This window comes from Lacinutrix sp. YIN62, assembly GCF_057219185.1.
The window spans coordinates 1-837 of sequence record NZ_JBXVVH010000080.1; the positions used below are offsets into that span (position 1 = coordinate 1).

The window sequence follows — 837 nt, forward strand, 5'->3', positions numbered from 1 at the left end:
AATGCCGTAACATTACTGGTTTGGGCTAATCCGCGTTCGCTCGCCACTACTAACGGAATCACTTTTGTTTTCTTCTCCTCCGGGTACTTAGATGTTTCAGTTCTCCGGGTTTGCTCCTATTGCTAGGTGACATATCTTCAATATGCCGGGTTGCCCCATTCGGATATCTGCGGATCTATTTGTATGTGCCAATCCCCGCAGCTTTTCGCAGCTTATCACGTCCTTCTTCGCCTCTGAGAGCCTAGGCATTCCCCATACGCTCTTATTTAGCTTATTGTACTTTTTGCTTTTTTAATGAGTTACTTCTAATAGCTAGCTCGTTACTGGCTATTAGTCGTTATTATTACTTGTTTAAGCATTTTATTAAATACTTAATTTATTTCATGTATCTTTTTTCAATATGTCAATGAACTTTCTGTTATATTGCTATAACTTTGTGGAGAATATCGGAGTCGAACCGATGACCTCTTGCGTGCAAGGCAAGCGCTCTAGCCAGCTGAGCTAATCCCCCTTGTTAATCCCGAATGTTGAATTCAAAATTAATATTGTAGAATCTATATTCAACTTCTAGAATTTCCTTCTTTTTAAACTTTGTAGTCTCAGGCAGACTCGAACTGCCGACCTCTACATTATCAGTGTAGCGCTCTAACCAGCTGAGCTATGAGACTCTACTTTAAGTTTATCTTTTTTAAATTAACAGCTTGAGAATAAAACACTTCTTTTCTTGTTTTTCCTTAATCGTCTTTCTCTAGAAAGGAGGTGTTCCAGCCGCACCTTCCGGTACGGCTACCTTGTTACGACTTAGCCCTAGTTACCGATTTTACCCTAGGCCGCTCC

General features: G+C 40.5%; 2 tRNA genes and 2 rRNA genes. All 4 read right to left on the reverse strand.

Annotation, left to right across the window (positions count from 1 at the left end):
• Nucleotides 1-276 (reverse strand): 23S ribosomal RNA (locus tag AC2D8I_RS16265); the annotation flags it as partial.
• Between the two features lie 161 nt (nucleotides 277-437).
• Nucleotides 438-511, reverse strand: a tRNA-Ala gene (locus tag AC2D8I_RS16270).
• Between the two features lie 83 nt (nucleotides 512-594).
• Nucleotides 595-668, reverse strand: a tRNA-Ile gene (locus tag AC2D8I_RS16275).
• Between the two features lie 84 nt (nucleotides 669-752).
• Nucleotides 753-837: ribosomal RNA gene (locus AC2D8I_RS16280) — 16S ribosomal RNA — on the reverse strand; the annotation flags it as partial.